This is a genomic window from Methylobacter sp. (assembly GCF_004322395.1).
In the GTDB taxonomy this organism is placed as follows: Bacteria; Pseudomonadota; Gammaproteobacteria; order Methylococcales; family Methylomonadaceae; genus Methylobacter_A.
On record NZ_SCTW01000047.1, the window covers coordinates 1 to 23,398 of the forward strand.

Annotated in this window: 25 protein-coding genes; 20 read left to right on the plus strand and 5 right to left on the minus strand. The window is 48.4% G+C overall.

The genetic code is table 11. The features are described from left to right. Positions 1–83: 83 nt before the first annotated feature. Both EPO18_RS06750 and EPO18_RS06755 read right to left on the minus strand, forming a co-directional pair. The gene (locus EPO18_RS06750; RefSeq protein ID WP_292432350.1) at positions 84–1,049 is read right to left on the minus strand and encodes an AraC family transcriptional regulator; all 966 of its coding nucleotides are present in this window, start codon (positions 1,047–1,049) and stop codon (positions 84–86) included. Positions 1,050–1,375: 326 nt separating this feature from the next. Next, positions 1,376–1,639: a nitrogen fixation protein NifZ gene (locus EPO18_RS06755; protein ID WP_292432353.1), complete on the minus strand. Its 264-nt coding sequence runs from the start codon at positions 1,637–1,639 to the stop codon at positions 1,376–1,378. A gap of 205 nt (positions 1,640–1,844) precedes the next feature. Here EPO18_RS06755 and EPO18_RS06760 point away from each other — a divergent pair, with 205 nt between their 5' ends. From EPO18_RS06760 to nifS, 3 genes are read left to right on the plus strand one after another with little or no spacing between them, the layout of a single operon-like run. Further along, a complete protein-coding gene (locus EPO18_RS06760) occupies positions 1,845–2,201 on the plus strand; it encodes a HesB/IscA family protein (protein WP_292432355.1) in 357 nt (118 codons plus the stop codon). A gap of 32 nt (positions 2,202–2,233) precedes the next feature. Continuing rightward, on the plus strand, positions 2,234–3,139 hold the full coding sequence (nifU, locus tag EPO18_RS06765) for a Fe-S cluster assembly protein NifU (RefSeq protein ID WP_292432358.1): 906 nt from the start codon (positions 2,234–2,236) through the stop codon (positions 3,137–3,139). Next, positions 3,139–4,347 carry a cysteine desulfurase NifS gene (gene nifS, locus EPO18_RS06770; protein WP_292432359.1) on the plus strand — a complete coding sequence of 403 codons (1,209 nt, stop codon included), beginning with the start codon at positions 3,139–3,141 and terminating at the stop codon, positions 4,345–4,347. Before nifU ends, nifS begins: the two co-directional genes overlap by 1 nt. Before the next feature lie 209 nt (positions 4,348–4,556). Here nifS and EPO18_RS06775 read toward each other — a convergent pair whose 3' ends face one another. The 3 genes from EPO18_RS06775 to EPO18_RS06785 all read right to left on the minus strand — a co-directional run bounded on the left by EPO18_RS06775 (position 4,557) and on the right by EPO18_RS06785 (position 6,706). Next, on the minus strand, positions 4,557–5,969 hold the full coding sequence (locus EPO18_RS06775; protein ID WP_292432361.1) for a pentapeptide repeat-containing protein: 1,413 nt from the start codon (positions 5,967–5,969) through the stop codon (positions 4,557–4,559). 79 nt (positions 5,970–6,048) lie between these two features. Then, on the minus strand, positions 6,049–6,408 hold the full coding sequence (locus EPO18_RS06780; RefSeq protein ID WP_292432363.1) for a helix-turn-helix domain-containing protein: 360 nt from the start codon (positions 6,406–6,408) through the stop codon (positions 6,049–6,051). After that, entirely contained in the window at positions 6,398–6,706 is a 309-nt protein-coding gene (locus tag EPO18_RS06785; RefSeq protein WP_292432364.1) for a type II toxin-antitoxin system HigB family toxin, read from the minus strand. Before EPO18_RS06785 ends, EPO18_RS06780 begins: the two co-directional genes overlap by 11 nt. A gap of 246 nt (positions 6,707–6,952) precedes the next feature. Between EPO18_RS06785 and nifV the strand changes: the two genes are divergently transcribed. From nifV to bstC, 17 genes are all read left to right on the plus strand, one after another. Further along, complete coding sequence (nifV, locus tag EPO18_RS06790; protein ID WP_292432366.1) at positions 6,953–8,077, plus strand: homocitrate synthase; 1,125 nt, start codon at positions 6,953–6,955, stop codon at positions 8,075–8,077. Positions 8,078–8,089: 12 nt separating this feature from the next. Then, the gene (locus EPO18_RS06795) at positions 8,090–8,236 is read left to right on the plus strand and encodes a hypothetical protein (protein ID WP_292432367.1); all 147 of its coding nucleotides are present in this window, start codon (positions 8,090–8,092) and stop codon (positions 8,234–8,236) included. A 207-nt stretch (positions 8,237–8,443) separates the two neighbouring features. Continuing rightward, entirely contained in the window at positions 8,444–9,211 is a 768-nt protein-coding gene (gene cysE, locus EPO18_RS06800) for a serine O-acetyltransferase (RefSeq protein ID WP_292432369.1), read from the plus strand. Further along, positions 9,212–9,715 carry a hypothetical protein gene (locus EPO18_RS06805; RefSeq protein ID WP_292432370.1) on the plus strand — a complete coding sequence of 168 codons (504 nt, stop codon included), beginning with the start codon at positions 9,212–9,214 and terminating at the stop codon, positions 9,713–9,715. Positions 9,716–10,133: 418 nt separating this feature from the next. Next, positions 10,134–10,451, plus strand: coding sequence for a nitrogenase-stabilizing/protective protein NifW (gene nifW / locus EPO18_RS06810; protein WP_292432372.1), 318 nt, complete (start codon positions 10,134–10,136; stop codon positions 10,449–10,451). Further along, complete coding sequence (locus EPO18_RS06815; protein ID WP_292432374.1) at positions 10,448–10,927, plus strand: nitrogen fixation protein NifZ; 480 nt, start codon at positions 10,448–10,450, stop codon at positions 10,925–10,927. The genes nifW and EPO18_RS06815 overlap by 4 nt, the downstream gene beginning before the upstream one ends. 1 nt (position 10,928) lies before the next feature. Next, entirely contained in the window at positions 10,929–11,846 is a 918-nt protein-coding gene (gene nifM, locus EPO18_RS06820) for a nitrogen fixation protein NifM (RefSeq protein ID WP_292432375.1), read from the plus strand. Beyond that, entirely contained in the window at positions 11,843–13,114 is a 1,272-nt protein-coding gene (clpX, locus tag EPO18_RS06825) for an ATP-dependent Clp protease ATP-binding subunit ClpX (protein ID WP_292432377.1), read from the plus strand. The genes nifM and clpX overlap by 4 nt, the downstream gene beginning before the upstream one ends. A gap of 389 nt (positions 13,115–13,503) precedes the next feature. Continuing rightward, positions 13,504–14,112 (plus strand): Grx4 family monothiol glutaredoxin, encoded by a 609-nt coding sequence (gene grxD, locus EPO18_RS06830; protein WP_292432379.1) that lies wholly within the window; start codon positions 13,504–13,506, stop codon positions 14,110–14,112. Between the two features lie 125 nt (positions 14,113–14,237). Then, the gene (locus EPO18_RS06835; protein WP_292432381.1) at positions 14,238–14,771 is read left to right on the plus strand and encodes a flavodoxin; all 534 of its coding nucleotides are present in this window, start codon (positions 14,238–14,240) and stop codon (positions 14,769–14,771) included. A gap of 121 nt (positions 14,772–14,892) precedes the next feature. Beyond that, complete coding sequence (locus EPO18_RS06840; RefSeq protein ID WP_292432383.1) at positions 14,893–15,330, plus strand: SoxR reducing system RseC family protein; 438 nt, start codon at positions 14,893–14,895, stop codon at positions 15,328–15,330. Next, on the plus strand, positions 15,327–15,644 hold the full coding sequence (locus tag EPO18_RS06845) for a hypothetical protein (RefSeq protein ID WP_292432385.1): 318 nt from the start codon (positions 15,327–15,329) through the stop codon (positions 15,642–15,644). The genes EPO18_RS06840 and EPO18_RS06845 overlap by 4 nt, the downstream gene beginning before the upstream one ends. 7 nt (positions 15,645–15,651) lie before the next feature. Next, on the plus strand, positions 15,652–15,948 hold the full coding sequence (locus tag EPO18_RS06850; protein ID WP_292432386.1) for a DUF6156 family protein: 297 nt from the start codon (positions 15,652–15,654) through the stop codon (positions 15,946–15,948). Positions 15,949–16,398: 450 nt separating this feature from the next. Continuing rightward, positions 16,399–18,036: a Na+/H+ antiporter gene (locus EPO18_RS06855; protein ID WP_292432388.1), complete on the plus strand. Its 1,638-nt coding sequence runs from the start codon at positions 16,399–16,401 to the stop codon at positions 18,034–18,036. A 637-nt stretch (positions 18,037–18,673) separates the two neighbouring features. After that, positions 18,674–21,388, plus strand: a complete 2,715-nt coding sequence (gene bstA / locus EPO18_RS06860) for a sterol transporter cytoplasmic membrane protein BstA (protein ID WP_292432390.1) — start codon at positions 18,674–18,676, stop codon at positions 21,386–21,388. Continuing rightward, positions 21,388–22,224: a sterol transporter periplasmic substrate-binding protein BstB gene (gene bstB / locus EPO18_RS06865; protein ID WP_292432392.1), complete on the plus strand. Its 837-nt coding sequence runs from the start codon at positions 21,388–21,390 to the stop codon at positions 22,222–22,224. The genes bstA and bstB overlap by 1 nt, the downstream gene beginning before the upstream one ends. A gap of 4 nt (positions 22,225–22,228) precedes the next feature. After that, the gene (gene bstC, locus EPO18_RS06870; RefSeq protein ID WP_292432394.1) at positions 22,229–23,032 is read left to right on the plus strand and encodes a sterol transporter outer membrane protein BstC; all 804 of its coding nucleotides are present in this window, start codon (positions 22,229–22,231) and stop codon (positions 23,030–23,032) included. Positions 23,033–23,398 lie beyond the last annotated feature (366 nt).

Sequence of the window (23,398 nt, forward strand, 5' to 3'; positions counted from 1 at the left end):
GCTCTTCCGATCTAATATTTCTCTGGATATAAATTATCCGTTGCCGGGTATTATGGTATTAAGTTATTTGTATTGGTTTTGAATCAAACGGAATGATTGGAGAGCACTTCGGTTAAATTAGATTGCCTGTCGAATTTATTACGAGCGCGCTGGTAAGCCCCGGGTTGCTGACCGACGATTTTTTTAAATACCTTGGAAAATGCCGATTCGGACTGGTAACCGACTTTTTCGGCCGTCTGGGTAATGCTGCTGCCTTGGCGTAACAATTGAGCCGCGATTTTCATCCGCACCATCGCCAGGAAAAGATTAGGCGGTTGGCCGGCTATTTTGCTGAAGCGTTTGAAAAACGTTGCCCGCGACATATGGCTAAAATCGGCCATCGCTTCAACAGGCCAGGGTTTGTCCGGTTCTTTAATCATGGCTTCCAATAACTTCGCAAATTCAGGGCTTTGCACAACGGCCCATAAACCGGCCGATATTGTTTGCGTCAGCGCCATTTGCCGAAGCACATAAAAAAACAGGATGTCGGTTAAGCGGACAATCAGCGGTGAAGGTTGCTCATCAGTCCGTTTGGCTTCTGCAATAATCAGGTCGAAAATGGTGCGCGTTCCCGCTAATTCGGTATTGTCCGCACGGATAATAAGATAGTCAGGAAAAGAGCTGAGCAGCATTTCGCTCAATCCCGATTTGAAGTTAAAAAAGCCGCAAGCCAGCGCGACCGCATCGGCTACGCTATCGTCGATTGGCGCCATGCTGCCTTCCTTTACGGTGCATAAAGCCGGATTGTCCGGGGTTTCATTCGGACTGAGATAATGGAGTGTTTCGCGCAGGAAAAACACCGCATCGCCGCGTTGTAATGGAATGCTTTCCGTCTGTTCGAGCAAATGCATCCAGCAATGTCCATTTAAAACCAAATGAAAGCCGGCACGCATATGTTCAGAGGGTACGGCGCGCCACATGCCGCAATATTGGCCGACATGGAATAATGTCGTTTGCAGTTCAAGACTGGATAGCAGCCAATTGGCTAAATTATCGGTTGACGGTCGCATGGCATTCTCTACATTTAATACTAAAAGAAAAAACACATAATTAGTTTTTATCTAATATGTTTTCAGTATAGAGAAGTATTTAATTTTGAAAAACGATTTTTATGGAAGTATATATCTAAAAAATATATATCTAGATATTGAAAATGAAATGATAAAAATTAGATAAGCTGTTATATAAATATATTATTCAGGGATTAAATAATATTATTAGAGGAAGTTTACATTCAGTAAGTTTATTTCGCTCCCGGCCTCCTTGCCGGGATAGCGACCTGGACCGATGCTCGCTTTATATGGTCGATGCCGTGGCAAGATTGATCGATTGCGAATCAATTAATCTTCTTAGGCTCTATAGCCAAATCATCAACCCAGCACCCAATCGGATTGCCCAGATTCATATCCTTATCTTCAAAGCGCACCAAAAAGACGCTACGGTCCGGCTCTTCTTCAACATGTCCTATCAGGGTGATTACCCCGCGGGTTCCAGCTTCGGCCAATATTTCGCCTTCGGTACCATCGGGGATTGAACCATCATCAGTAATCGTCTTTGCAGCATAGATAACATCGCCTACATCTAAATCTTCTACGTTCATTTCATATCTCCTTTGATTTTGTAGCAAACCTTACATTGTCAGCTGGTTGTGTGATTGAAACCTGTCTGGTAATACATTGATTATTATGTGGCTACTGATATTAAGGCTTTATTAAACAAACCACTAACAGATAAATAACGATATGGCATACAGGTTGCTTTAACTACTAACAAGAACGATGCCATACATTCAGGAGTGCATAAAAATGATTACATTAACAGAAAAAGCCATTAGCGCAGTCGGCCGTTTTATTGCCGGATCTGAAACGCCGACAGCGGGTTTGCGTATAGAAGTCACCGACGGCGGTTGCTCAGGTTATCAATACGGCTTGAAACTCGAAGGCAGTCATACGCCGGAAGATACCGTCATCGATTGCGGCGAGGTGAAAGTGTTTATCGATCCGGCCAGTTTGCCGATGTTGGACGGTATGTCCGTAGACTTTCTCGACACCATCGAAGGTTCGGGATTCAAATTCACCAACCCTAATGCGGCTAAAAGTTGCGCTTGCGGTACTTCGTTTAATACCAGTACCGAAGGCACTGGAACTAAAACCTGTTCTTAACGCACCAGCAAACTCAATCCGAGGAAAAAGCCATGTGGGACTATTCAGATAAAGTTAAAGAACATTTTTTTAACCCGAAAAATGCGGGCGCGGTCATTGATGCCAATGCGACCGGCGAAGTGGGTTCAATCAGCTGCGGCGATGCATTACGGCTGACATTGAAAGTCGATGACGAAAGTGAAGTTATCCTTGAAGCGGGCTTTCAAACTTTCGGTTGCGGTTCGGCGATTGCTTCGTCTTCCGTGTTAACCGAGATCATTAAAGGCATGACGCTGGATGAAGCCTTAAAAGTGACCAATCAGGATATTGCCGACCAGCTCGAAGGTTTACCGCCGGAAAAAATGCACTGTTCGGTCATGGGCCGCGAAGCCCTGCAAGCGGCGATAGCGAATTACCGCGGCGAAGAATGGAAAGACGATCATGAAGAAGGCGCGTTGATCTGCAAATGTTTTGCGATTGATGCGGTGATGATCGAGGAAATGGTCTGGGCCAATAAATTGCGTACCGTTGAAGACGTCACCAACTTCACCAAAGCGGGCGGCGGTTGCGCGGCTTGTCATGAAGACATCGAGGCGATTCTGGAAAAAGTGTTGGCCGAAAAAGGCGAGAAATTCGATCCGACTGCCGCACCGGTAGCAGCCCCGGAAAAAATCGCAGCCGTTAAAGCGCCGTTGACCAACTTGCAACGCATCAAAAAAATCGAGCAAGTGCTGGAATCGTTAAGACCGTCATTGATGGCGGACGGCGGCGACGTGGAATTGGTCGAAGTCATCGGCAACACCGCTTACGTCAACATGACCGGCGCCTGTAACGGTTGCCAGATGGCGGCGATGACGATTGCCGGCATTCAACAACGCTTGATGGAAGTGATGGGCGAATTCATTAAGGTTGTGCCTGCCTCGGAAATGAAAAAATTAGTCAATATAGAGGTGGCGTGATGGCTGACATTTATCTTGATAACAATGCGACCACCAAGGTCGATCCTGCGGTGGTCGATGTGATGATTCCGTATTTTCTTGAGCAATACGGCAATCCGTCATCGATCCATAAATTCGCCGACGGCGTGGCGCGCGGACTTAAACAGGCCCGGCAACAGGTACAGGCCTTGATCGGTTGCGAGCATGATTCCGAGATTATTTTTACTTCGTGCGGCACCGAATCCAACTCCACGGCGATTCTTTCCGCGATTAAGGCTCAGCCGGACAAGAAAGAAATTATTACCACTACGGTCGAGCATCCGGCGATTCTAAACCTGTGCGATTATCTTGAAAAAGATGGCTACACGATCCATAGAATGCCGGTCGATAAAGCCGGACGTTTAAAACTGGACGCTTACCAACGCTTGTTATCCGATCAGGTCGCGATTGTATCTGTGATGTGGGCCAATAATGAAACGGGCACGATTTTCCCTGTCGCCGAAATGGCGGAGATGGCCAATGCCGCAGGCGTGATGTTTCATACCGATGCGGTACAGGCGGTCGGCAAAATTTCGATGATGTTGCAGGATACCAAGATCGATATGTTGTCATTGTCGGGGCATAAGTTGCATGCGCCGAAAGGCATCGGTGTTTTGTACCTGCGCCGCGGCACGCGTTATCGTCCATTGCTGCGCGGCGGCCATCAAGAGCGCGGCAGAAGGGCAGGGACTGAAAACAGCGCGTCCATTGTCGGCCTCGGCAAAGCCTGTGAATTGGCGCTGGAGTACATCGAGTATGAAAACACCAAAGTCAAAGCCATGCGCGACCGTCTGGAACAAGGCATTACCGGGCAGATTCCGCATTGTTTCGTGACCGGGGACATGTACAACCGTTTGCCGAATACCACTGATATCGCTTTTGAATATATCGAAGGCGAGTCGATTTTGATGTTGTTGAACAAGGCCGGTATTGCGGCATCAAGCGGCTCGGCGTGTACTTCCGGGTCGTTGGAACCTTCGCATGTAATGCGGGCCATGGACATTCCTTACACCGCCGCACACGGCACGATCCGTTTTTCGTTCTCACGCTATAACACGATGGCGGAAGTCGATAAAGTTCTGGAGGTGATGCCCGGTATTGTTGCAACTTTGCGTAAATTGTCGCCGTATTGGTCTGGAGACGGGCCGGTGGCAAATCCTGAGCAGGCTTTTGCGCCGACGTACTCGTAGGTACTCAGTAGTTAGAAAAATAGAACACAAGACACACGGGCGCGCTCGTAGCGCTCGTTCCCAAGCTTCGGCTTGGGAATGCGGTGTGGGAAGCTCTAGCTTCCCGAAACACAGAAAGCTAGAGCTTTCTGGACTGGGGTTCCCAAGCTGGAGCTTGGGAACCAGGGTAAAACAGTTTTTGATCTCAGTTTTGGTTCATATTAATCGCGTTATTTCATTTTAAACAAATTGCGCAACGCCAAACCCATCAGAAACACCGCCAGCAGTGATAACGCCTTATGCAACATCAATATTCCTGTAAGCATAATACCTTGCCAAGCACCGCTTGCTGTCGGAAACAAACACTGCCGCAAACTATCGCTCCATTTGTCTAGGCCAGGCAATGGCAAAGCCTGTATCAGGGAAAACTGCAACAGGTCAAAGCGTATTTGGCACTCTGTCTGCCAAAGGAAACACGGTGTAAAGTCAGCCAGCCATCCATAAATTGGCACAGTGACCAGTAAAGGTATAACCACTAACCAAACGAATGGGCGACTTACGCTAAATCCGTAATCGCTGAAAAATGAATACAGCCGGAATAGTAGATGACGTGCATATTGCGGTTCACGTCGGGCTTCTTCCGCCATTTCCAAACGGAAAAACCGCTGTTCATCGTGGGTTGCCTGATGTTGGGAAAATGCCAATTTGAGTGTACGGTAAGCACGGGCGGCAATGTCATTTTCAGTAGGGTCGGCTGAAGGATCAGGAAATATTGCTCCGTCAAACGTAGTGCCTTGGTGTAATTTGCAGTTATGGAACAGTGGAGCTTTGTCAAATGTTGTCCGCAAAAATGAAGTATGACCTTCAAACTTGCGTCCAGAAAAATCAACTCGATCATTAAATTTTGCACCAGCAAATGAAATTGAGTTAATAGTTTCAGGGCTTAATCCACGCTCTTCTGCCCAAGCTTTTATCACCTCAAATTTGTCTGAACATTCGCTGTATTGGTTTGTTAATGAAGCCCAATTTCGACCAGTAAATGTTGCCGATCCACGAAATTCTGCGGAGTCGAAGTTTGTATCATTACCGAATTGTGTGCCTTCAAAGCTTGCGTTATTGCCAAATTTGGCTTGTTGATCAAAGCGTGTGGCATCACCAAATTGAGCGCCATCGAAACATACATAGTCGCCAAATTGTACATTTGTAAATATCGCATTTTGTGAAAATTGAGCTCCCCTAAAGGTAGCTAGATCACCAAATCTGGCATCGCAAAACCTAGGGCTAGACCCAAATTTGGCACCAATAAAATATGCAGATTCACCAAACTCTGCGCCAGCAAAGTTAGCTTGACCGAATTGAGCATTACCGAATTGAGCATTATTAAAGTTAGCTCCGTGGCCAAATTTAAAGCCATTAAAATTTATAGATTCTTTACTAAAATCGTATCCACTGAAATCAGCAGCATTGCTTGTAACATAGAAAGCTATTACTTGAGATGGATACTTCAGTCGCCATTCGTTCCAGGCCTTTTTACCCAACCGAGCTAAAGCCAGACAACCCGCCTGAGTAATATTATCCGGCGTACCATTTTCAGGAATAGAAAATACTTCAGCATACAGCGGGTCGAGCGGTTCACTGTCCATTTAAAGCATTCTCCGAAACGAATGTTGATGATTTTGTAAGCGATCCATAAGCTTGTCGCCGCATTACGTGGAACTTCATTTACCCCACATCCGCCAGCAAACTTTCATAAGGTATGCTCAATCCGTCATGCAAACGTTTGATCATTCTCAGGCTCAACGGACGTTTACGATTGAGCACTTCCGAAACGCGTCCGCTGCTGCCGATATAGGCTTCCAGGTCGCGGTTATTCAAGTTTTGTTGCTCCATCCTGAATTTGATGGCTTCAATCGGATCGGGCGGAGTTATTGCATAGTGTTTGTTTTCGTAGGCTTCAATTAAGGTGACCAGTACTTCCATTTCGTCGGCTTCGGGGGTGTCGGGTTCGGCTTGAAAAACCATTTCCAGACGCTGGAACGCGGCTTTTAATTCGTCATCGTTACGGATGGGCTTAATATTCATTGACTGTCTCCACGTTAATTAAGTCGTATTGGGCATGGGTGCCGACAAATTTTATCCAGGCGATTCCGGCTCGATACTGCATTTCCACAACTAAACGGTACTTGTTGCCGCCGATATTGAATACAACTCGGTTGTTGCTACAAATGCTGGCATTCCGATATTGGTCTTTTATGTCTTGAGGCGACGGCCAATTAGCTTTGATGGCTTCTTCGTACCAGCTTTCTAACGGGCCTTTGGCATCACGATGGGCCGGTTGTTCCCAGAATTTTTTGATCGTGCTTTTGGCAATGACTCGCATGAGTTGCTCGTATTATGCTCCCGAATTGGGAGAATAATAAACAAAGTTGCAGCTTTATTCAAATTTGCCCCAACGCCAATTCGCTTTGTCGGCTTTACGACAATTTCTTTGTTTTTGCGTTGCATTGTTCTGTCGGTATTGCATCAATCCAGGTTTACACACCGCTATTTCCGCTGAATAAACAGTTGGCAAGTATTTTGCTCTATCAAGATTAAAGGCATTACGCCACGTAGCTTGAGTTTAGCCATGAAACCACAGACCCGCACTATCATCATCGACGACACCACGCTCAGGGATGGCGAGCAATCGGCCGGTGTTGCTTTTTCGCTGGACGAAAAGCTGGCGATTGCAACGCAGCTGGCGGGCTTGGGCGTACCGGAACTGGAAATTGGTATTCCAGCAATGGGGGCGATGGAACGGGACGAAATCAAGGCGATTGCCAGTTTAGGCTTATCTTCGCAGCTGTTGGTTTGGTCGAGAATGCGCCGCGATGATTTACATGCCTGCTTGGGCTTGAATGTGCACAAAGTCGATTTATCGATATCGGCATCGGATCAGCATATTCAGCACAAGCTTAAACAAAGCCGGCAATGGGTTTTAAACACTATTATCAGCTGTGTTCAGGAAGCGCGAAGTTTGAATATGGATGTATGCGTCGGTATGGAAGATGCCTCGCGGGCTGATGTGGTTTTTTTGATCCGTATGGCAGAAACCGCACAGTTGGCTGGGGCGAGCAGAATCCGTTTCGCCGACACGGTAGGCATTATGGAACCGTTCGGCGTATTCGAGACGATTAAAAAGCTAAGAGCGGCAACCGATTTGGAAATTGAAATGCATGCCCATGACGATTTAGGGCTGGCTACCGCTAATACGCTCGCAGCGGCTCTGGCAGGCGCGACTCATGTTAATACCACGGTTAATGGTTTGGGCGAACGTGCGGGCAATGCCGCATTGGAAGAAGTGGTGGTCGGCTTAAAGCAACTCTATGGCATTGAAACCGGGATTAATCTGCAAAATTTCCCGGCCCTTTCCGAGCAGGTTGCCAGCGCATCGGGTGATGCCATCGGCAGCCGAAAGAGCCTGATCGGCAAAAGCGTATTCAGCCACGAAGCGGGCATCCATGTCGATGGCTTGTTGAAAGACCCGAACAATTATCAAGGCGTCGATCCTGCCATTGTCGGTCGTAGCCATCAATTGGTGCTCGGCAAGCATTCGGGCACTCAAGGCGTGATTCACGCCTATCAACAAATAGGCATAGCGGTAAGCCGGATACAGGCGCAAGCTTTATTAACCCAGGTTAGGTGCTTTGTTAGCGATACCAAAAGATCGCCAAAAGCAGAAGAGCTTAATCTTTTTCATCAAAATCTTTAGAGGGCGATCGTCATGAACGAGCATAAAGAACTGCCATCAAGCGAACCGGAAGTTAAAGAGACTTTGGAAATACCGGATCAGGACGATCTTTATCCCGGTTCTTTTTTCAGGATACCTGGACCGCCCAGGCTGGGTAAAACGGGGTGGAGTTTAAATTAATATGATTGGCGTTGATGTGGGGTGATTTAAGCTCCTTCTCCCTGAGGGAGAAGGTTGGGATGAGGGGGATTAGAATGGTTTTTTGCCTTGTTTTAATTTCCCCTCACCCAACCCTCTCCCTCTGGAGAGGGCTTAAGTCGATAGTGAAATAAACCACCTCCACATCCAATCAGGAGTTTAAAAATGGTTATGGCCATATCAGATAATATGAAAATTAAAGCACAAGCGCCGCAGGGATTTCTGGCCCAATGGCATGAAGATGTTCACTGTGTTTTTGGCCGCGACCCCGCTGCGCATAGCGTCTGGGAAATATTGCTGACTTATTCCGGCGTCCATGCGGTTTTGATGCACCGAATCAGCCATCGTTTATGGCAAGCAAACTGGAAACTGTCCGCCAGGATTTTAGCCGCGCTTACCCGGATTGTTACTAATGTTGAAATTCATCCCGGCGCGACTATCGGCAGACGGCTGTTTATCGACCACGCATTAGGCGTGGTGATCGGCGAGACGACGGAGATTGGCGATGATGTCACTTTGTATCATGGCGTGACTCTGGGCGGCACGACCTGGAATAAGGAAAAACGCCATCCGACCCTGGGCAATAATGTGCTGGTGGGTTCCGGAGCCAAAATTCTCGGAGCGATTACCTTAGGTAACAATGTCCGTGTCGGCGCTAACTCAGTGGTGATTAAAGATGTACCGCCTTGCTGTACTGTGGTGGGTATTCCGGGCCGCGTTATTCAAAGCAAAGGCACGCAGATACAAAACCGGCACGGCATCGATCTGAATCATCATTTGATTCCCGATCCGGTCGGCAAAGCTATCGCCTGTTTGATTGAGCGGATCGATGAGCTGGAAGCCAAGCAAACGAAATCCCCCAAAGTAACGGTTGAAGAAAATTGCGATCATTGCGAAGCGGAAAACGTCTGCATTCCGAAGAAAGAAAGCCCGGTAAAACTGGCGGCGAGGCTGTAGATGGATTTGCTTGATTTTGAAGCGCAAGGATTGTATTTCGAACAACCTGATGTCGCAGGCGTTGAAGAGTTAATTGCGACGGCGGCAGAAAACTATGCGAGCGGCGATGCCGAGCTGTCTTTACTGCAAGCTTATTTTCTCGCGCCGGAGTCATTGAATGTATTGGTTGCATTGAACCGATTTTACTATTACCAGCATCGGCTGGAAGAAGCTTTAGCGGCGACTACTAAAGCCCTGGTTGTGATCAGGCCGAGCATAGCTTTTCCTGAACATTGGCAGGAACTGCAAATCAGCCATATTACCGATGCGTCGGCCGATTCATTAACCAATGTCAGGATGTACTTATTTACCCTGAAAGCCATCGGTTTTTTAAATATGCGCTTGGAGAATCTGGATTTGAGTCAGGCCATTTTTGAAAAACTGGTCGAACTTGATAGTAAGGACAGAATCGGCGCCCAAGGATTATTGGAATTGGTGATCAAGCGGAAAAAGGAACATGCATAAATTAACTTAAGCAATTACCACGAAGAGCATGAAGGACATGAAGTTTTTACCTTCGTTTTTCTTCATGAACTTCATGTGCTTCATGGTTTTATGTCTTAGCTTGATGCGTATGGGTTGCAAACCCCGTCCAGCGTAGGCGAATCGGCACACAGGGATTACTGGAATTAGTGAAGTGATTAAAGGTAAAACAAATGTAGGTTGGGTAAGCGCAGCGTAACCCGATATTTTTTGAATCACGATTGTTTGAGTTGTGCTGCGCAAACTCAAGAACTAACTGGAGCAAGATCATGTTAAAAAAAGAATTAGCCGATTCATTGATGACCATCATGCCTTTGGTGATGTTTGTGATTCTGGCGCTGTACCTGCTATTTCAGGATACCGCTTCAGTCGGTCCCCTTTAAATACCGGAGAAACCCCCATGAGTTTTGAAGAAGAAATGGAAGAGCTGGAATCGGCGGAAGATTTCTTACAGTATTTTCAACTTGAATATGAGCCTAGCGTGGTGCATGTCAACCGCTTGCATATTTTGCAGCGTTTTCATGATTATCTACAAAAAGCCTCCGACGATATGCCGGAAGACGAAGCCCCTAAAAGAGCGGTTTACAGCAAGCTATTGCAACGGGCTTACCAGGATTTTGTCGAGTCCGATGCGCAAACCGAAAAAGTGTTTAAAGTGTTTGCAATGGGTGAGTTGTCGCAAACGGCATTCGTTTCTTTAAGCGATATAAAAACATGAAACCCGAGCGCTTCGACGAAGGCCGGTTTGAGTTCGGCGAATCGGTCCGGGTAACCAGAAACGTCCGTAACGACGGCACCTATCCGGGCATGGAAGTCGGCACGCTGTTGATCCGGCGGGGCAGCGTCGGCAATGTCATTGAAGTCGGTACTTTCCTGCAAGACCAAGTTATTTTTACCGTACATTTTCTGGCTCAGGGACGGATGGTGGGTTGCCGTCTGGAAGAATTGATAGGGGCTGATGAGCCTTGGAACCCCAGCCGTTTTGAGTTCAGAGACAAGGTTGTTTGCAGTATCGATTTAGGGATTCAAGGCAATGTCCTGTTTGCAAAAGGCACGGAAGGCGAAGTTTTTAAAGTAATCAGGGATAACGAGTTAATCCAATACCACGTCGCTTTTCAAGGCAGAGTCCTACAAGTGCCCGAGACAGCGCTTGCTCCAGCGCGCCCTGAGTCATTTAACGAACCAGAGTTTTGATATGACGGCAATTGAAAAAACTATCCAGCTGGAAACTTATAATTTATTACGGGCGGCTTTAAGCTTATTCAAAAAATCGCCGAATGAATTGGCCGAAGAAGAGTTGCAGCAGGCGCAAACGCAGGCTTTAAATGAGTTCAGGATTGAGAGCCATGTTCTGAATACGCCTGAAGCGGCGTCAGTGATTATCACTGACCGGGAATTGCAACAGGCTTATCAGGAAATTCGTGGGCGATATAACGGCGAGGCTGCGTTTCTCCGTGATCTGGAAAAAAATCAGCTCACTGAAGACAGTTTGCAGGCGGCATTATTTCGTCAATGTAAAGTCAACACGGTGTTGGAGCTGGTTGCCAGCCGTGCGCCAGCTATTAGCGATGCTGACATCGGCATCTATTACCACATACATTCCGATCAATTTCATCGTCCTGAAAGACGTGAAGTCTGCCATATATTCATCAGCATTAACCCTGACTATCCTGAGAATACTCACGACGCGGCGTTATCGCGCGCTCAGGAACTTGCCGCAAAACTGCAAAAAAAGCCGCATAAATTTGCCGACCTGGCCTTAAAGCATTCCGAATGCCCCACAGCTTTGCAGGGCGGCGTTCTGGGTACGGTGCCGCGCGGTATGCTTTATCCCGAACTGGATGAAGTGCTGTTTACTTTAAAATCGGGGGAGGTCAGCGATGCGGTCAAATCGGAAATCGGCTTTCATGTGCTGTTGTGCAAGAGCATACAAAAAGCGGAAACCCTGTCCCTGGCAAAAGCCACCCCCAAAATACGTCAGCTAATGAACGACCGCGCCCGGCGTACTTGCCAGCGCGCCTGGTTAGCCGGTTTAGCCAATCCGGCAATTGTTCCTGACATTGCCCTACCTTCTGCATCCGTGCAGTCGCCTGAATCCGGAGAAAGCAAATGAGCGATAAAGAAATCAAACACTGTTCTTTTTGCGGCATAGAGCAATCCGGTTCGGTACCTTTGATTGCCGGTAGCGAAGGTTATATTTGCGGGGCTTGCGTGTCGTTAGCCCATCAGGTCGTCAGCAATTGGAGCCGGAAAAAAGAACTTTCCGAAATGCAGGGTACATTGCCCATTCCGGCAAAGATCAAAGAACATCTCGATCAATACATTATCGGACAGTATCTTGCCAAAGAAATATTGGCCGTTGCGGTTTATAACCATTACAAACGCCTGAGGCACGAAAGCGGCGATGCCGGTTTGGGCGAGTTCGATAAAGATGTGGAAATCGGGAAATCGAATATCCTGCTGATTGGGCCGTCCGGTACCGGAAAGACACTGTTAGCCAGCACCTTGGCGAAAGTTGTCGGCGTACCGTTTGTGGTTGCCGATGCGACAACGCTGACCCAGGCGGGCTACGTCGGCGATGATGTCGAAAATATCCTGGTCAGGCTGTTGGATGTCGCGGAAGGCAATATGACCAATGCCGAATGGGGCATCGTTTATCTGGATGAAATCGACAAAATCGCCCGCAGTCCCGAGCAGCAAACCGGAACCCGCGACGTGTCCGGCGAAGGCGTACAACAGGCCTTGCTCAGGTTGGTCGAAGGTTCGCACGTTAAGGTTCCGGCTAAAGGGCGCAACAAGGACGGCGATGTAACGATGGATACGCGCAATATCCTGTTCATTGCCGGAGGCTCGTTTCCGGGCCTCGAAAAGCATGTTGAAAAACGCTTGGTGCCGACCAATTCCGCTATCGGCTTTCATGCCGAAGTGAGCAATACAACTGAAAAACCGCCATTGGAAGATATGCTGAATGCGACACAGCCGAGCGATTTACGTAAGTTCGGCTTAATCCCGGAATTTATCGGCCGTTTTCCGGTGTTGGCGCCGTTGGAACCGTTGGATGTAGACTCATTGATCCAGGTGCTAACAGAACCTAAAAATGCGTTAGTGCGTCAATATCAGCAACTGTTTGCTTACGAAGGCGTGGAGTTGAAATTCGAACATGACGCCCTCGTTGAAATCGCCCAAAGAGCCATAGAGCGTGAAACCGGGGCTCGCGGTTTACGCAGCATCATGGAGCAGATTTTACGGAAAACCATGTTCGATATTCCGTCTGTTGATGACGTTGAACAATGTATTGTCGATGCCGATGTGGTTAAAGGGGAAGGTGAGATCAAGTTGATAAAAAAGGCGGAAGCCAAGCTCCGGCAGCAGGCTGGGTAGTAAAGAGATAACACCACGAAGACATGAAGGAGACGAAGAAAAAACAAAGTAAAACTTCGTGTTCTTCATGCCTTAGTGGTGAACTTACCTCGTTCCCAGGCGTTGCACCGGGAGTGATACGCAATACACAGCATTGTAGGGTACGCTGTGCGTACCGTTGAATACCTACGAGGCTAGTTGACGCTGGTTCCCAATCTCCAGATTGGGAACTCAGAAGGCGAAGCTCCAGCTTCGCGACTCGGGAAGCTGGAGCTTCCGAGACTGGATTCCCAAGCAAGAGCTTGGGAACCAGCACAAAAACTTCGTGTTCTTCGTGTCTTCGTGGTGAATTATTACCTCGTTTCACGCAGAGTGAAGTAACGAGATAAACCAACAAAAACGAGAACCTTATGAAAACCGAAGACAAAATCCGCGCTCAACTGGCCGCCCAGCCGATCATCATTTACATGAAAGGCGTACCGAGCAATCCGCAATGCGGGTTTTCGGCTAAAGCGGTCGGCATACTTAACGCGACCAATATCCCTTACGCTTACGTGAATGTATTGGAAGCGCCGTTTATTCGTGAAAAATTGCCGAGCATTTCCCATTGGCCGACTTATCCGCAATTGTTTGTTAATGAAGAGCTGGTCGGCGGTTGCGACATTATCGAAGAAATGTCCAACAACGGCAGCCTGTTGCCCTTATTAAAGTCCGCCGCGCCGAAAAAATCCGAAGCCGCAAACGACGCATTAACAAGCGGCGAAGTGACACAACTGGTGCAGCAGGGTATTGACGATGCCAAAGTGATGATCGAAGGCGAAGGCTGCGACTTAACGATCACTGTTGTCAGCCAGCAGTTTAACGATTTAACGATAGTGAAAAAACAGCAGTTGGTTCTGGCAACGTTAAAAGAACCATTGGCCTCGGGCAAGCTTCATGCAGTTAGTGTTAAAGCGTATACGCCGGATGAATGGCAGGATAAACAAAAGGCTAGCGGGCTGCTGCAAATACAGTCGTAGTATGGAAAAAGACCTTCCAGGTTTTACGACTGCCATGGATGGCGGAAGTGCTGGAGCCGCCGGGAGCGGCTCCAGTAAAAACCTGGAAGGTCTAATCGGCAAATAAAACACTTAGCGAGGAAATCATGGCTAAAGTAGGCGTTTTTTTCGGCACGGATACCGGCAATACCCGGCGGATTGCAAAAGACATTACAACGGCATTGGGCTCAGCTATTGCCGCCAAACCGGTGAATATCCGCAATGCCGAGGTGGTGGATTTACAGGCATACGACACCTTGATTCTAGGCACTCCCACGTATGGCGAGGGCCAACTGCCCGGCTTATCGACCGGCAATGCGACGGCCAGTTGGGAGGAGTTTTTACCGACACTGGCAGGCCACGATTTCAGCGGTAAAAATGTCGCAATATACGGCTTGGGCAATCAAAAAAGTTACCCGGTAGAGTTTGTCGACGCGATGTTTTATTTGTACGAACAGTTTAAACAATGCGGCGCAACAATGATTGGCGCATGGGATACCGAAGGTTATAACTTTAAGAAATCTAAAGCCGTTATCGATGATCGTTTTGTCGGTTTGGCATTGGATCAGGAAAACCAAAAAGACCTGACGCCGGAAAGACTGGATATCTGGCTAAAAATGCTGGCGAAGGCTTGGGATTAATGCAGCTATCCAGATGAATTTGTCCCGAATACGTAGGGCGTGCCGTGCGCGCCGACTTATCTCCAAAGTCGCGCACAGTACGCCCTACAGCATCTACCGTGTCGATTGAAAGGTGATAACGATGATAGAAGAATTAGCGGTCGTAGTGAAAATAGACAACCATCAAATCTGGGTCGAAAGCGGACCTTACGGCGCGTGCGGCGGCTGCCTGCAAAAAGCATCGTGTAGTACCAATGCAATCGGTAGCGTTCTTAAGAAGAAGTCGGTGCCGGTAGATAGTGACATTCGACTCAAAACCGGCGATCAAGTCATGGTTGCCATTGATGAAAACCTGTTGTTGCGTGCTTCTTTGCTATTGTATTTGCTGCCGTTAATAGCCCTGTTTATAGGTGCCGGCATGGCCGATTGGCTGCTAGCGGATAACGTCAAATTTGCGGATTTATGGATTGCCGGCAGCGCCGTATTGAGCTTTTTAGTCTCGCTGTGGCTAATCAACAAAGCGCAAAGCCTGTTTTTACTGAATTATTACGCCCGGCCTGTCGTAGTCAGGAAAGTTTGACCTTTCGTGCCGGTATGAATGTTTGGGCTATTGATAAAGATATTTCGCTCAAGCTTCTGTTATTGGAACTGGTGCATCGTTACGGTGAAAATACGCTCGCGCTGAATAACCAGGAACAGCACTTCCAGGCTATCGATTTATGCACAGTTAATGAACCGGATATTTCGGCCTATATTTACACCTTCGGCCAGAACGCAGGCCGTTACGGCATAGACCTGAAATATCCGATTTCCATGCATAACATTGTCGGAGAAAACGAAAACCTGACCTTGGATCAAATCATAGAGATTATTTCCACTCATCTTTTTTCTTAAATACAGTATGAATCAAGAACAACCAACCGAATTTCGCTATTTTGTCAGTTACAGCGGCATCAAACTTCCGCTAAAGCTGGTTAACGAAATAACTGAAGACAGCTTGAATAACCGCAACACTTATTATCGCAGTCATTTTGATGTCCAGGACAGAATGCTGCTTTGTCAGAAAGTTGTTTATGGCGAAGTTGAATCCGAACATCTGTATCAATATTATGAGTGTGGTGTTTTAAAGTCTGCACAGATAACTGAAGATGACGAAGTTAGGGTAGTTCATTTTAATGAATTGGGTGAGATAGTTTGATTTGACGGCTATTAGTTAAGTTAATATTTTTTATAAAGTTTCCTGCTGTAATACTCTGCGCTTGATATGAGGTTTTAAAATTAGTCCCAACTGAATCCGACATTGCTGGCTGTTTTTGAAGTAGTAATCCTGATCAATGCGATAATGAAACCCAGCCGAACTCAACTTCCCCCTTATCAACTGCCAAGCTCCGAATGGCGTTGAAACTTTTTGGTAAAAAGCGTCAAAATGAATTTTTATGGGATTGTTTTGCTGTAAAATTTATTTAGCGATAAAAATGTAAACTGAAATTGGTAAATTGTGGAAGCTGTCTTGCAGCTTAACATTGTATTTCGTACCGTTGGGCATCGAGTCCCGTTTGTAATCAGTTTATTGCTGGAAATATAGTTTTGCCTGCAAAGAAAGTGCGGCTGAAAGCTTTAGAGTATTCGCGAGAAAATAGGAGAATGTATGAGCAATCTTCATCAACTCGAGATAATCATTTTGCTATTGACGGTCGTGCTCGCTTTAACGACGATTGCCCGTAAGTTTGCCATTCCCTACCCAATTTTGCTGGTGATCGGGGGGTTGGTCTTGAGTTTTGTGCCTGGCCTGCCCACGATTCGTCTTGATCCGGATCTGATATTCCTGGTTTTCCTTCCGCCTCTTCTCTGGGCCGCTGCCTATTTCACATCTTGGAGGGATTTTCGCGCAAACGCTCGCCCGATCACACTATTGGCTGTCGGATTGGTGCTGGTCACAACAGCAGCGGTTGCAATTGTCGCCCATGCAGTGCTGCCCGGACTTGGGTGGGCTGAAGCCATTGTGTTGGGCGCCATTGTCTCTCCCCCGGATGCTGTTTCAGCTACTGCGATCGTGAAGCAACTTAATCTTCCTCGCCGTGCAATCACTATATTAGAAGGCGAAAGTCTCGTGAACGATGCGACCGCTCTGGTGCTTTATCGCGCAGCGCTGGTAGCGGCGGTCAGTGGCGCTTTTGACTTAAGTCACACTGTCATGGACTTCTTTCTTACTGCAACCATGGGCATCGCTGTCGGGTTCGTCGTAAGCATTGTGAGTTGCTGGGTTTTACGCCTAACCGAAGACAGTTTTAGCGAGATTGCCATTACGTTGCTGGCTCCTTATATTGCCTGGGTCTTGGCCGAACAGGTCCATGCCTCGTCAGTATTGGCTTGCGTAGCAGGAGGTCTTTATATTCGCCAACACTTCAGCGCAATCGTTGCGCCAATTACTCGAATTCAGGCTAGGGCGGTGTGGGATCTTCTCGTATTTATACTCAATGGCATTATTTTTATTCTCATCGGTCTGCAACTTGACACCCTCCGTGAAGCGATTCCGTCCAACCAATTGGCTTCGCTTACTGTGAACGGCATACTGGTGAGTGCGACAGCTATCGTTGTGCGTCTGATATGGGTTCCTGTTGCGGCTTGGGTGCCTCGTTTCCTGAGCTCTTCGCTACGGGCGCGCGATCCCTTGCCATCCTGGCCAAATCTTTTTATCCTTGGTTGGAGCGGTATGCGAGGCGTTGTATCTCTCGCTGCTGCATTGGCGCTGCCTTTAACCACTGGAGCCGGAATTCCCTTTCCTTTTCGTGCCGAAATAATTCTGATGGCCTTCATGGTAATTCTGGTCACATTGGTAGTACAAGGCTTATCACTTCCTGCGCTGATCCATATCTTGGATTTAGGTGAAGATAAAAGCATTGAGTATGAGGAGAGACGTGCTCGGGAACGCGCAGCGACGGCTGCTTTGGCACTTCTTGATAATATGGCCGACGAAGACTGGCCGGTTCCTGATCATGTCGAACAGCTACGGGTCCACTACGGTCGCCGTTTGCAACGCAATATAGATGCCGAAGCCCCTGGCGCGGAAGGCGCGGAATACACGAAAACGGTAACCGAGGCATTCCGGCGTCTGAGACATGAGACCTTGACGGCTGAGCGATTGGCTGTGATCGATCTTCGGAACAACAATATAATCAGTGACGAGATATTGCATCGCCTTGAATATGAGCTTGATGTTGAGGCGTTGCGGATCGGTATTGGCGAGAAACGGGTTTCATCCACTCAGCACTCTAAGAAGCCATAGACATTGGCCCGCTATTATGAAATTTGCCAAATAAAGTCTGATTTATAACTATTCAGTGTAAGGAGCCCCGCTTAAAGTCCGCATCAAAGTAAACTCACCTTAGAATCAGAAAGATATGATATCAAGTAGGTAAAGCTTAACAACTATCAGTTTTAACGATAATGCCCAATACGTCGTTCCGGCAGTCCATGCCGGTATGGCGTGCTATTTAAACAAAGTGATAGGTGGTGAGGTAGGTAAAGTAACATATTGACCCATGAAGACAATCGGCCATACCATTTATGGATGAGTAGAAAAATCTCTAAAACACTCCTACCGAGAGATGTAATTTAGCTAGGGAGGCTTTGTTTAATCTGCACCGGGGCTAAAAATATTCCAGATGCGGTAAATATCTAAGAGTTGTTTAATAAATAAAACTTCATAAAATCATTGGCATACAGACATATACTTCGTAATTTTTTGTTATAAATACTTTATCTTAGCGACAGAAACTACTAACCCGGTTCGCAATATGCTGATTATAAATAAAAAATTTCATTTATATGGTCAACATTCCAACGCAAGCGGGAAAGCTATTTGGAGCGAGCCGGAAACCTTCAAGCTGCTTGTGCGGATTGATTAACAGAGTCCGATGCCAATGAAAATCAGCCAACGCGTTGCCAAGCTAGCTGAATATTTTGCCGGAAATCCTAGGAAAGTCTTAGGCGTGGCCTTGGCGTTGTCTGTTTTGGCAGGTTGGGCGACAGCGCAACTTCCAATCTATACCTCGCGGCAGGCTCTGCTTCCCCAGAATACAGCGGTGGCGAAGCGCTTCAATGATTTCTTGAAAAAATTCGGCGCCGCCTCGGATCTGATGGTAGTTTTGGAGGGCGCTCCCCGTAGCGAGTTGGAGTCCTTTGCCAATGATCTGGCCGCTAAGCTCAGTACAGAGCCCGAGATCGATCAGGCGACCGCCCGTCTCGACATAGCGTTTTTCCTGGACCATTCTTACCTGCTGATGCCGATCGAAGCTCTGGACAAGCTTGCTGCGATACCGAATCAACTAATTTATGGCGGCGACCGAATGGAAGAAAACCTGCGCAAAGCGCTGAATTGGAGCAAAGACCACCCGCCTCTGGGTGGGGCGGATACCGACCTGCAAACCGCTGAAGCAAGCCTGAACTTGGCGGCGTCTTTCCTGGAAGAGTGGCAGCGTTGGCTATCCGCAGAAACAGCGCCAGCCGATTTGAACTGGAACCGGTTACTGGCCAAAAGCGGGGCAGGGGGCATATCTGACGGCTATTTTGCTTCACGTGATGGGCAAATGCTGTTTTTATTCGTTCACCCCAAAAGCGCTTCCGGGGATTTCAAAAATATCGGCCCTTTTGTCGACAAGGTCAAGCAGGTGTCCGCTACCTTAGCCGGACAAGTTAAAGCTGCCGGCCGTATTCCGCCCACTGTGGGTCTAACCGGATTGCCGGCCATCGAGTACGAGGAATACGTTAATATCCGTCAGGATATCATCAAGGTGGTATTCACCGCCGCCGGCCTGATCGCCATGTTGACACTGCTGGTGGTGCGCAGCATCCGCTGGGCTATGCTGATTTTTATCCCTATGGGACTCGGGGTATTGTGGAGCTTGGGCTTGGCCCTGATCACCGTCGGCCATTTGACCGTCATTACCGCCACCTTCATCGCCATCCTGTTCGGTTTGGGAGCGGATTATGGGATCTTCACTTCCTCACGCATCGCCGAAGAACGACGGGCAGGCAAACCCTTGATAGAAGCTATCGGAGCCGGCATCGGCACATCCTTTATAGCGGTGCTGACGGCGGGCGGCGCCTCATTACTGATCTTCGGCGCCTTGGTTACGGTGGATTTCCCCGGTTTCGCTGAATTGGGCATGGTGGCGGCCAAAGGCGTGCTGATGATCCTGATTGCTACCTGGATGGTCCAGCCCGCGCTCTACGCCTTGCTGCCTCCCAAACTGGTGGATAGCCCTTTGTCAAGCACACCGCCAATTCCTGTCTGGCTAGGGAAGCATAGCGGTACGTTTCCCAAGCCCGTTGCGCTAACTCTCGTTATGCTGGCATTAGGCGGCGCAGTCTTTGGCGGAGTGAAGGGGCTTTCCATTCCTTTCGATTACGATTTGCTGGACATGTTGCCTAAAGATTCTCAAGCAGTGTATTACCAACGGCGCATGGTGGCAGAGAGCGACTACCAAGCCGAAGTCATCATTTTCACCGCTAAGGACATGGCCGAGGCCCGGCGTATCACCAGCGAAGCGGGCAAGCTCAAGACGATTGCGCAGGTGCAATCGCTGTCCGGCCTGTTTCCTGAGGATGCCGACGAACGCCTCCACAAAGCCTTGGACATCGGCGAGTCGTTCGCCCGGACAGGCTATGCTGAGCGTATCGTTGAACTCGATCGGGCGGGTTTGTCGAAAAAATCATTCGAGCTATTGCGAGCAGTGCTGGAAAACGGCGCCGTTATCATCGACGATGCCCAGGAACAGGCATTCTCCGCCGGACATACTAAGCTGGTGGAGAATTTGGAAAAAGTGCGCGAGCAGCTTTCATTCATCTCGGCCAAACTTTCCGCAGATGACGAGCAGAGCAGGGTACGTAGCGAGAGTTTTTTACGCACCGTGCTGTCCGTAGCGGCTGCTGGACTCAAAGTCATCGACGCTTGGCAGCAGGCCCAGCCACTTACCCCGGAGCAGTTGCCGCCCGCCTTGCGTGACCGCTTCTTTGCCATTGACGGTAGCATCGCGGTCTACGCCTTTCCGGCAAAAACTGTGTACGATCCCGATAACCTCGACGCATTGATAAAGGATGTCTATAGCATCTCGCCGGAAGCTACCGGTTTCCCGACCACCCATCATGTGTTTTCCAAGGTAGTGGTGGAAAGTCTTCTTCACGGTACGCAGTTGGCTCTGGCGCTGTGCCTGCTCTGGATACTGGCAGCAACGCGTAACTTGCGCGGCTTTGTGCTGGCGGTGCTACCCTTGCTGATAGGCGGAGGCTGGATGCTGGGGCTGATGGCCTTGGGCGGTATCCGCTACAATTATGCCAACATCGTTGCCTTGCCGATGGTCATTGCGTTGGCAGTAGATTACGGCGTATGGTTTAGTTATCGTTGGGGCGCATCCAAGGGCTATACGCCTTTGCAAGTCACTCTGGCTGTCGGTAAGGTGATAGGCCTGGCCGCAGGTACTGAACTAGCCGGCCTGGGCGCCATTACTCTGGCTAGCTACCGGGGTGTGTCCTCCCTGGGAGTGAGCATCACTATCGGACTGTTGTGCTGTCTGACGGCAACTCTCATCGTAGCTCCGGCTATTGGACAGTTACTTGATTTCAAGAGGAAACCATAATGCGAAAGATTTGCCTGATTATTGCTAGTCTATTGATCCCTTTTACTACAAGCGCTACGCCTAATCCCGAAATGATCGTGGTGTGCTATCCCGGCGGACCTGTGAACACCAAGGATGCCAATGAGGCAATGAGTTCCATGCTTCGGGTGGTGGAGCATATTGGTCAATGGCAGGAGAACCGCTTCAATAGCCTGTTTATTACCAAAACGGACGATTGCAGGAAACAGATGGCTGAAAAGAAGCCTAAATTCGCCATCATTTCTTTGGGCCTCTATTTGGAATTGCGCACCCGGTACCACTTGGTGCCGGTGGTTCAGCCCAAGATCAAAGGCCGCACCAGCGAGCGTTACCGGGTAATGGTCCAGAAAGATAAATACAAGAGCCTGAACGAACTGAAAGGCCTTACCTTGGGCGGCACAGTATTGGAAGAACAATCCTTCGTCGGTAAAATTGTTTTTGCCGGGAAATACGACCCCGCCAGTTTCTTTGTCTTAAAAACGTCCAATCAGGCTATTCGTGCGTTGCGCTCTTTGGATAAAGGGGAACTGGATGCCGTTATTTTGAACGAACAACAATTCAACGGACTTGCCTCGCTTCATATGGAGCGTCCCCTTGAAGCTGTCTTCACGTCCGAGGAAATCCCTCTGATGGGGGTGGTAGCGAATAGCGCCACCACGACTTTAGAGGAACGCAATCGCTTCGGCAAGGCGCTGGAAACAATGTGTACCGATACCGAAGGCAAAAAACTATGCGAGCTATTCGGAGTAGAATCTTTTGTAACTGCTGATGCAGCTGTGTTTGAGCCCATGGTAAAACTGTGGGCTAAGGGGAAATAATATTTTGCGTAAAGAACGACTTATTACGGCTATTTTAATGCTGTTATTCCTGATGAGCTGTGCGGGGCTTCCGCGTGACCATGTTCAACTCGGCCAGCTTTCCGATTGCCCCAAGCAGACCTCTGCGATGCTGGTCGCCAAACAATGTCAACTCAGCACCTTAAGCGACACCCATACTTTGGCCTGTGCACTGGCTGTTCTACGTGATACCCAAAATCCGACGGTGCGCTGCCCCTCACTAGGCAGCCGCCTATGTTTATACTTGGCCGAACGCGAAACCAATCAAGAAAAACGCGAGAAGTTGGCCGCCGAAGGAGTTGGCTTTGCGGAAGCGGCCTTGGCGCAAGGGGCTAGCGGCGACGGGGAGGTACATTACTACTTAGCGGCTAACCTTGGCCTAGCGGTGCGTGAACACTTTACTGTGGCCATGCAGAACCTAAGTCGACTCGAGGACGAGATGAAACAAGCACTGGCCTTGAGTCCGGACATCGACGACGGAGGGCCACTACGACTTTTGGGGGCGCTTTATCTCAAAGCCCCGGCTTGGCCCAATGGCATTGGCGATGGTGACAAGGCTCTGGAATTACTGAAAAAGGCAGTCACAGAACATCCAGGGCATCCACTCAATCACTTGTTCTATGCTCAGGCACTTTGGAGTGAGGGCGACGAGGCTAATCTACCTCAAGTAAAAGCCGAATTCGCATTGGGACAGAAACTGTTGGCCGAAGGCAATTGGGGATATAGCAAAGAACCTTGGAAAAAGGAATTCGACGAGTTTCAAGAGGAGCTTGGGGAAGCTAGCTATTAATTATCATCATGTTTTTATAATTATCAGGATGTTAGTTGCAAAGAATAATATGAAAACACGGCCTTTGACTTTCTTAGCGATACGTTCAGGTCTTGGCTATGTAATCTTTGTAACGAATAGCTTGTTTGTCAGTTTAACGCCGACGGTTAACAGAATCGCATTTAAGTAGTTGCGACTGAAATCAGGAAAGTGCGTGTGGATGCGTACAGGTATGAGTATCGTGCAGTCGGTTAAATAACTGAATCCCATAACACTATCACAAAGGAGTAGCTCACGAGGACAATCGCATCATCATGTTGTTCCTGCCGGTAATTTCTGACGTTACTGTTCATTAGTCATCGCCTTGTTTCGAGGCTTCAATAACAT